The organism is Limnoraphis robusta CS-951, assembly GCF_000972705.2.
This window is the reverse complement of the sequence record NZ_LATL02000155.1, coordinates 1-9673: the sequence shown is the minus strand read 5'-3', so window position 1 is coordinate 9673 and position 9673 is coordinate 1. Positions and strand designations below refer to the sequence as shown.

The following is a 9673-nucleotide window of genomic DNA, read 5'->3' as shown; positions in this document are numbered from 1 at the left end:
AAATAATGCTATAAAAAGGAACAGGATACAGGGGACAGTAAAAAAACTGATAACTGGTAAGGGTAATTCATGAATTACCCCTACCAAACTTGATTAAACAGCTTCAGGGTTGACGAATGACAATTTCCCAGTCAAACGAATCAAAACATTAACCGATCGCATCTTTAATGGCATTTTGAGTCATCGCTGCGATCGCCTGTTCAGTCGCTTTGGGTAAATGATAATATTTCCCGCCTGCGGTTTTTGCTAACTCCTTTGCAAACCCCGTTGAAACAAATTTATTCTCAGTATCCACCACTAACAATTGCATCCCCAACGCCCGAATTTTAGCGGCTATTTCTAACAATTCCCCTTTAATATCCGGCTTTTCTCCGTCTAATATCGGTTCACCCAGCGATCGCGCTAAGGGTACATTTCCTCGTCCGTCTGTAATAGCAACAATCACCACCTGTCCAATATCCCCCGACTGTTTGGCGTTCATCCCCACCCGTACCGCTTGGGTTAAGCCATGCGCCAACGGTGAACCGCCCCCACAGGGTAAACGTTCTAACCGTCGTCGTGCGGCTGAAATTGATCGCGTTGGCGGTAACAACACCTCAGCCTGTTCACCGCGAAATGGAATTAAAGCCACCTGATCACGACTTTGGTAGGCTTCGTTCAGCAGTTCGAGGACGGCTCCTTTAGCAGACTGCATCCGGTTGAGCGCCATCGAACCCGAAGCATCCACCAAAAACACAACCAACGCCCCAGACTTCCTGGCTAACAGTTTGGCGCGAATATCCCCGGACTCCACAATCACCTTGCGATCCGGTTGACGCAGACGCCGAGCTTTTTGGTAGGGAGCAGCAGCTCTGAGAGTGGCATCTACAGCAATTCGCTGAACTTTTCCTCTGGGTAAAATCGGTTTAATGTAGCGACCGCGATCATCAGAAAAAATTAAACTGCGACTGCCAGATTTACCCTGACGGTTTGCCTTATTTGCAAAGGATAACACAGTTGGATCGAGAATAATACCCTCCGGATCGAAAATAAATTCTTCGGGAATGCTGTTTTGTTCTTCTTCGGGAGGTTCGGGGTTTTCTTGATCTTCGTCGTTGTCTTCGGCTTCGGCTTCGTCTTGATCTTGTTGATCTTGTTCAGACTGTTGTTGAGGGGGGGGAGGGGGTGGCGGTTGTTGTTCTTCCGGTGGCGTTTGGATAACGGTTGCACGGGGAACGATAACTAATTCTACTGCGCGTCGGAGATCATCGGCGAGAACTTCGGTTTGACCTTCAAAGGCGGCTGAGGCTTGGGCAACTCGCACAGCAAAGAGTTCGGCTCGATGTCCTTTGACGGCACCTCTGAGCGCTTCTTCAACGAGATAGAGAATTTGTTCGGGTTTAATACTAACATCTTTTAACCATTCTCGGGCTAAGAGAATTTGAGTTTTTAAGTTATCAATATCTTCGCTATATTGAGTTAAAAAGGCTTCGGGAGAACTCGCATAACTGTTGACTCGCTCTACCGCATCAACTCGTTGATCTAAACTTAAGGCACCATCGGCTGAAAGAGAAATGGCTATTCTATCTAATAAATGTTCTCGAAGCGGCCCTTCTTCGGGGTTGTACGTTGCAATAAATAACGGTTTACAGGGATGTTCAATACTAATCCCTTCTCGTTCAATTCGGTTACAGCCTTCGGTGAGAACGGTTAATAATAAATTACTAATATTATCATCAAGTAAATTTATTTCATCAACATAAAGTATACCCCGATGAGCGGCCGCTAAGAGTCCGGGTTGAAAGACGGTTTCCCCTTGTCTAACGGATTTTTCCACATCCACTGAACCCAGTAAACGATCTTCGGTTACGCCGAGGGGAATTTGAATAAAAGGTGCGGGGATAACTTGGGTTTCTTGGTTGGGGTTGTCGGGATCGGGTTCGAGGTTGGCTATTTCCCCTTTGACGACTTCGATGGGGGGTAATAGGGCATGAAGGGCGCGGGCCATCACTGACTTGGCGGTTCCCCGACGTCCAGCGATCGCCACGCCTCCGAGTCCTGGATCAACGGCTGCCATTAAAAGGGCGAGTTTGATCGCCTCTTGTGCAACGACGGCACTCAACGGGAAGCTGATCGGTGTGGGAGCGGTTGCCGCAGGCATGACTTTAGGAGTTTTTTAGGTACAGCCTTTCATCTTAGCAATTGATGGGTGTTTTTACTAGCGCTTGACGGACAGCTTGATCATTGCTTCTCAAATTTTAGTAATTTGTGATACAAATTTCCAGTCAAAAAGGTGACAATACCTCATCCGAGAATTTTCGGGAGGATCTCGGACAACAATTGAAAGACTACTCGATCAATCCGTTTCCCTGACTGAGATCACAAAGGAAATCTTATCGGATTCTCTCTGTCAAAAAAATTTAAAAACTTGTTGACAATTGAAAAATTATAAAGATAAAATGAGCATAGAAAAATAAAACAAACAGTCAGCCTAATCCGGCAGATAAAAGCCCTTGTTGAGATCACTAATTTTTTTAGTGAAATACAAGTGTTGCTGGAACGGAGGAACCAAATTTTGGGGCTAATCTCGCAAAGGTAGTCTTTGGAAACAGAGTGACCAAGACATGAGAAGGGCATCTCTCAGCCCTCGCCCGTCAGCTAACTTCGTAGGCATTGAGAGGAGTCTGAAGCGCCAACTTTCTAATCACAATTAGATAGATTGTCAATTCAGTTTCCTTGGTTGGTATAGGTCTGATTTGTAGTACCCACCCTAAGAACCTGAACGGTTTACCATGACACCCCGAATTTCATTATCTTTGATCGCGCTTTCTGATGCGTTGGTTCCTTTCCTGTGGCTAAAAACGAGCGATATTATTCTCATATCTGTTTTGGGAAGTATAGGAATAGTTTTAATGTGGTCAATTATTCATTCTTTTATTGTGACCACCATGCCAACACCCACATTACCGATGTTGGTTAACTCAAGTTTAACATTAGGCAAATTGTTTAAAAACTATTTGGAGGTGATCGTTTTAATTGGCAAATCCCTAAATGTTGCAGTTGGCTAATATAGCGGTGTGCGCTCGTATGAGGTACGAACCAGAAACCCGGTTTCTAGCAGAAACCGGGTTTCTACCCAATCGGTGTTGTACCTCACAGAACTGAAAACAGCTATAGATTGAAAAACGCTAGAATAAAGATTCATATTCCTTGAGTAAAAAATGCTCTTTCAACGACTTGATCCTTTGTCCGCCAACTCCTTAGTATAAAACTAACAGCCCCTAATGACCGTCAGAAAATGTGTTTAGCCAAGGAAGTTTGATGTCAAACTCATCAGATCCAGAAGAAAACTTTTATATTGTCGCTATCGGCGCCTCGGCTGGAGGAGTGCAAGCCCTACAAACCTTTTTTGCCAATCTACCGGAGAATCCCAACGCCGCTTTTATTGTTATCCTACACCAACTCCCCGATAGTGGAAATCGGCTGGCAGAAGTGCTGCAACGCCAAACCTCCCTACCGATAAATGTCATCGAGGATGGAATAACAATCAGCAAAAATAACGCTTATGTACAACCCCCCCACACCTATCTCAATATCAAGGATCATCGTCTGTATTTAAGTGATTTTCCGACAGAGGGCTTGCCCCATCCGATTACTCACTTTTTTCAATCCCTCGCCCTTGAATATAACGAACAAGCCATCGGAATTTTGCTGTCGGGTTCGGGAAGTGACGGGGCGGAAGGCTTAAAAAACATCAGTCGGGCTGGTGGTATTGCCTTAGTTCAATGTCCTGACAGCGCTCAATTTCAAGGAATGCCCAGCAGTGCCATTACCTCGGGTTTAGTCGATGAAATCCTCTCGCCTGTGGAATTGGCTGAGGTTGTCTATGATATTACCCACTTGGCAGGACATGAACGGATTTATCCTCAACCCCCAAATCTTCTTACGACAGAGCAGTTGGGACAGATTCTCAGCATCCTCGCCAAAAAAGAACAAACGGATTTCTCTCAATACAAAACGACAACCCTCAACCGTCGCATTGGGCATCGCTTCGCCCTGTCTCGCCTGGGAAGTATGGAAAGTTATATTCGATTTTTGGCTAAAAACAACGAAGAACAGCAAAAACTCTGTCAGGATATTCTGATCGGGGCGACTCGCTTTTTTAGAGATCCGTCGGCGTGGAAAATTATTAGTGAAGACATTTTGCCAAAACTGATTAATGAACTCACCGCCGAAGATCAACTGAGAATTTGGGTTTCCGCTTGTGCGACGGGTGAAGAAGCCTACACAATGGCTATTTTAGTCAATGAAGCGATCCGCAACAGTGAAAAAGCGATTAACTATAAAATTTTTGCCACCGATCTCGATACTCAAGGCTTAGAAGTTGCCTCGAGGGGCATCTACCCCGAAGCGATTGCCAATGATATTTCGGCTGAACGTTTGGAACGATATTTTACTTATGATAATAGCTGTTTTCGGGTGAAGCGATCGCTACGGGAAATGCTAATTTTTTCGCCCCATGATTTAACGATCAATCCCGGCTTTTCTCACATGAGTTTGATTAGTTGTCGCAATGTTTTGATTTATATGCAGCCGCAGTTACAACAGCGAGTTTTGCAGTTGCTGCATTTTTCATTGAAGCCCCAAGGGGTTTTGTTTTTGGGCGATACTGAATCTTTAGGGGAGTTGGATCAGGAGTTTATGCTGATCAATACCCAGTGGAAAATCTACAGCAAACGCCGAGATGTTAAGCTGTCGCTCACCCAATTGGTCACTCGCCAGCCTGCGATTGTCAGGACTTCGATGAATTCAATTTTACCGAACAAGTCCAATATACCCCGGTTTGAGCAATTACTGGAAGAAATTTTTAAACAGAGTTTTGAGTCTCGGCTGATTACTTGTGTATTGGTGAATCGAGAAAATCGATTAATCCATGTTTTTTATAATACTGCTGGTCTTTTAGAAATTGGCTTGGGTGAGGCGGATTTAGAGATCAGTAAAATTATCCATCCCGATTTAAAATTACCCTTAGCAACGTCTCTACACCGAGCCAAACGAAATCAAGAACCCGTTTTGTATAACGGCATCAAAATCAATCGAAATGATCAGTCTGAAATGGTGAGACTGAAGATCGGTCATAATCCTAATTTGGAGAGCTTGGAAGATTGTTTTATTGTCTTCTTAGAAATAGAAAATCCCACAATTCAATCTCAGCAACTCCCAGAAATCCGCTATGAAATCGAATCCGAAGCGGCTCAACGAATTGTCGAGTTGGAACAGGAACTGCAACAAACCCGAGAAAATTTGCAGGCGGTGGTCGAAGAATTGGAAACGTTTAACGAAGAACAGCAGGCAACCAACGAAGAATTACTCGCCTCCAATGAAGAACTGCAAAGTACCAATGAAGAATTGCAGTCTGCGAATGAAGAACTCTACACCGTTAACGCGGAATATCAGTTAAAAATTGAACAGCTAACCCGCCTGACAGACGATGTAGATAACTTGCTGAGAAGTACCGATATCGGGGTATTATTTCTGGATTTAAACCTGAAGATTTGCCGACTTACTCCAGCAGCGACCCAAGCGATCAATATTAGACCCACTGATATTAATCGTTCGATCTTTGATTTTACCAATAATCTCGACTGTCCGAATTTGCTGGAACTGTTACAGCAGGTAATCAAAACTCAGCAACCCCTAGAACGAGAAGTGACTTTATTGACAACAGGCGAACATTTGTTGATGCGAATTCATTGCTATCTGCGAGAGGATAACAGTTGTGATGGTGTTGTGTTGACGTTTGTGAATATTAACGATATCAAAACTATTCAGCAACGACTAGAACACACGAATAACCGACTGGAAAATCTCTATGAGAGTAGTCCGGTCGGTTTATTTCTCATCGATGATCAATTCCGATTTCTGCGGGTGAATTCGGTGCTGGCTGAGATGAATAATTGCTCGGTTGAAGAACATCTAGGGAAAACGGTTTCAGAAGTTACTCCTCAGTTTTCCGAGCAGTTTATACCGTTTTTTCGTCAAGTGATTGAAACTGGAAAACCTGTAAAAAATGTAGAACTTGAGGGAACCAAACCCAGCGAACCGGATACAAAAGGCTATTGGTTAGCCACTTATTATCCCTTACAGATGAATGATGGAGAACAAGCAATAGGCGGGATTATTGTTGATATATCTGCCCAGAAGAAAGCCCAGAAAGAATTAGAAGAAAGCCGCAATTTAATCCACCAAATCACCGAATCGAGTCCGGGAATTATCTATATTTTTGATCTGGCAGAGCAAACGATTTCTTATATTAATCGTAGCGTTAGCGAAGATCTGGGTTATCATCCCGATGAGATCAAACAAAAGGGGATTGACTTCTTCTCTGAGATTGTTCATCCCGATGATCTTGAGCGAGTTAAACAGCATTATAAACAGTTTGAAAATATGGCTAATCAGCAGCTTATTGAACTTGAATATCGGATGCGACATAAAGATGGAAGCTGGCATTGGTTCATGTCTCGGGAAGTGGTTTTTCGACGCACTGAAACGGGAGAACCGATTGAGGTGTTGGGAATTCATACTGATATTAATGCTCGGAAATACGCTGAGTTAGAACTCGCACAGCTTAATCAGACTTTAGAACAAAGAGTAAGCGATCGTACACAGGAACTCGTTGAAGCCAACCGAGCCAAAACGGATTTTCTCAACCTAGTGACTCACGAACTGCGAACCCCGCTTAATATTATTATGGGTTTTGCTCAACTGTTAGGACGATGTGATAACTTAGATAGTTCGCAACAGCAACAAATCAAACTCATTTTTAATAACGGTCAACAACTCCTAAAACTGATTAACGAATTGCTGGATCTAGGGAAAATCGAAGCGAACCGCATGGAGTTTAACTTAAATTGGTTTGATCTCTATCGCCTGATCGATTTGCTTGAGCAAATGTTTCAAGTCGATGCTCAACGCAAAGGTTTAGAGTTTTCTGTCGTTCTCGACCCACAGGTTCCCCAACAGATTAAAACCGATGAAAGGAAACTGCGTCAGATTTTAGTGAATTTGATTACCAATGCGATTAAATTTACAGATGCGGGTCAGATCAGCCTGCGGGTGAATGTAGACTCAACTTCTTTGAGGTTTGAAATAGAAGATACAGGTCGAGGAATTCCTTCCGAAGAATTAGAACATCTTTTTGAGCCGTTTGTTCAGGGAGAAGCCGGACGTCGCTCTCACCAAGGGTCGGGTTTAGGTTTAGCGATTTGTCGGTATTTTATTGAAATGATGGGTGGTGAAATTCGCGTTAATAGTACAGTAGGATCTGGAACAACGTTTGATTTCTCAATCCCGATTAATTCTCCCGTTGAAATTGTTTCTAGTCCTCAACAGCGTCAAGAGATTATTGGTTTAGCTGCCGATCAGCCTCAATATAAAATTCTGGTTGTTGATGATCAAGCTGATTGTCGTCAACTGTTGATGTTGATGTTGGGATCGTTGGGTTTTGAGATGTTAGAAGCGGCGAATGGTTTAGAGGCAATTAGTCAGTTTGAACAACATCAACCTCAACTGATTTTAATGGATATTAAAATGCCTGTGATGAATGGCTTAGAAGCGATACAACGCATTAAAACGACTCCTGAAGGTGAGGCGACGGTGATGATTGCGGTATTGGCTTCGTCTTTGAATGATAGTCAAGAGGAAATGCTGAATAATTGCTGTGATGATACGATATTTAAACCCATCAGAGAAGAGGTTTTACTTGATAAAATTGCTGAATGTTTGGGTGTGCGGTATGTTTATGCTTCTGAGGCTACGGAGTCTCCGGCGGATAATAATAAACAGCAGGAGTTGAGATTAGCGATAGAAAAATTAAATCAGATGTCAAATGAATGGCGATCGCAAGTTTCTAATGCGGCAATTGCTTGTGATTTACAAAAGGTTTTACAGCTTCTTGAGGAGATTCCCGAAGCCCAATTGTCGCTGAAAGAATTGTTAAATCGATTGGCTGATGAGTATCAGTTTGATGCGATCGCTCAATTATTTAATCCTGAAAATCCTCCGATTTAAATTTAATCAGTTTGATCATTAAAAACACAAATCCGATCACGTCCTTGGCTTTTGGCTTCATAGAGTGCATGATCAGCCGTTTGAATGAGAAGTGTAAAATCCAGAGAATTGGGAATTAGAGTGCTAATTCCGATACTGAGAGTAATAGATGAACTGATCAGAGATTGATCATGAGGAAGTTTGAGATCGTGAATAGCTTTTTGAATGATATTAGCGACGGTTTCCGCCCCTTCTCGTTGAGTATTCGGCAAAATCACAGCAAATTCTTCACCGCCATAACGAGCCACAAAATCAGAGGGACGCTTAACGGCTTGGCGAATAGTTTGAGCGACAGTATGTAAACAGCGATCGCCTGCGTCATGTCCATAGTGATCATTATACAGCTTAAAATAGTCAATATCAATCATCATTAAAGATAGGGGAAGTTTTTCTCGTTTGGAGCGTTTCCATTCTTGGTGAAGATAGATATCAAACGCTCGTCGATTGGAAATTTTTGTCAAATCATCGGTGACGCTTTGCTGATATAAAACATTATTGGTTCGATGGAGAATGAGTTCACATTCTTTGCGATCGCTGATATCCCGAACCACGATTAATATTCCTTGATCATAGGGAATGGCTTGGACTGAATACCAAGCTTTTATTTTTTTATTTTCATAGTATAAGTCTCGTTCAAAAGAGTATCCAGTTTCTACAACTTCCCTAAATTGATGAAATAAACCCGGCTCACAAATATCTAGTGAACTGTCCAATATTTTGCGATTGATCAAATCTTCTATATTCATATCAAGCAAATTCGCCATCACAGGATTAACAAAACTAGAGTAAAAATAGGCGGGTTTTTTGGGGTGAGCCGGGATGAATTTTAAGACCGCAATACCATCTGGACAACTCTCCAGAATATGAGCCATAACTTGATGGGATTCTAGAAGCTGTTTTTCTATTTCTCTGCGGTGTTTTAGTTCTTGTTTGAGTTGTGCTTTTTGCCACTTTAAAATCAGTTGCTTTTCGACTCTAGCAATAAGTTCTTCGATGAAAAATGGCTTGGTGATATAATCTTCACCGCCCACTTCAAAAGCTTTGACTTTATCAATAGCATCCTGAAACGAACTGATAAAGATCACCGGAATCTCTTGGGTTTTCGGATCGGCTTTCAGCCGTTCACAAACAGTGTATCCATCAATATCCGGCATTTTAATATCGAGTAAGATGAGATCAGGGAACATCTGTTCTACCACTTTTAGTGCGATTTCTCCATTATTAGCTTGTCTAATCTGATAACCTACATCCTCCAAAACTATTGTCAAAAAAGTTAGATTATCTAGGCAATCATCCACGACTAATATAGTAGCTTTTCGGTGGTTATTTGAAGGGTTCATACTTGGGGTTTACTGAGGGTTTATTAAAAGAATCAGACTCTATTTAATCGGATTTTTCGGGGAACATCTCAACAGGATAAATATCTTGTCAGGCATCAAAATTAACGTTTTCTCGTCGAGAAAGCTTGAACTCGAAAATTTGATGAATCAAAACGAATTTTCTCAAAAATGATCATAGCGCTTTTGCTAAAACAACTTCTATCTACTTTTATTCAAATTATAACGGATCGAGAAATGTCTGATAG

The 9673-nt window shown here is 42.3% G+C and carries 4 protein-coding genes and 1 riboswitch; of the genes, 2 read left to right on the top strand and 2 right to left on the bottom strand.

Going from position 1 to position 9673, the window contains the following annotated elements:
• Nucleotides 1–148: 148 nt before the first annotated feature.
• Nucleotides 149–2140, bottom strand: coding sequence for a magnesium chelatase ATPase subunit D (gene bchD / locus WN50_RS13795; RefSeq protein ID WP_046279152.1), 1992 nt, complete (start codon nucleotides 2138–2140; stop codon nucleotides 149–151).
• A gap of 381 nt (nucleotides 2141–2521) precedes the next feature.
• Nucleotides 2522–2667, top strand: a riboswitch (cyclic di-AMP (ydaO/yuaA leader).
• A gap of 104 nt (nucleotides 2668–2771) precedes the next feature.
• Here bchD and WN50_RS13790 point away from each other — a divergent pair.
• Both WN50_RS13790 and WN50_RS30950 read left to right on the top strand, forming a co-directional pair.
• On the top strand, nucleotides 2772–3047 hold the full coding sequence (locus WN50_RS13790; protein ID WP_046279151.1) for a hypothetical protein: 276 nt from the start codon (nucleotides 2772–2774) through the stop codon (nucleotides 3045–3047).
• Between the two features lie 253 nt (nucleotides 3048–3300).
• Complete coding sequence (locus tag WN50_RS30950; protein ID WP_053221509.1) at nucleotides 3301–8049, top strand: CheR family methyltransferase; 4749 nt, start codon at nucleotides 3301–3303, stop codon at nucleotides 8047–8049.
• Nucleotides 8050–8051: 2 nt separating this feature from the next.
• Here the strand turns inward: WN50_RS30950 and WN50_RS13780 are convergent, their stop codons facing one another.
• Entirely contained in the window at nucleotides 8052–9428 is a 1377-nt protein-coding gene (locus WN50_RS13780; RefSeq protein WP_046279150.1) for a diguanylate cyclase domain-containing protein, read from the bottom strand.
• Between the last annotated feature and the right edge of the window lie 245 nt (nucleotides 9429–9673).

Bases quoted from the DNA above. Each gene is read 5' to 3' on its own strand.
- WN50_RS13780 (WP_046279150.1), bottom strand. From the start codon at position 9,428: ATGAACCCTTCAAATAACCACCGAAAAGCTACTATATTAGTCGTGGAT.
- bchD (WP_046279152.1), bottom strand. From the start codon at position 2,140: ATGCCTGCGGCAACCGCTCCCACACCGATCAGCTTCCCGTTGAGTGCC.
- WN50_RS30950 (WP_053221509.1), top strand. From the start codon at position 3,301: ATGTCAAACTCATCAGATCCAGAAGAAAACTTTTATATTGTCGCTATC.
- WN50_RS13790 (WP_046279151.1), top strand. From the start codon at position 2,772: ATGACACCCCGAATTTCATTATCTTTGATCGCGCTTTCTGATGCGTTG.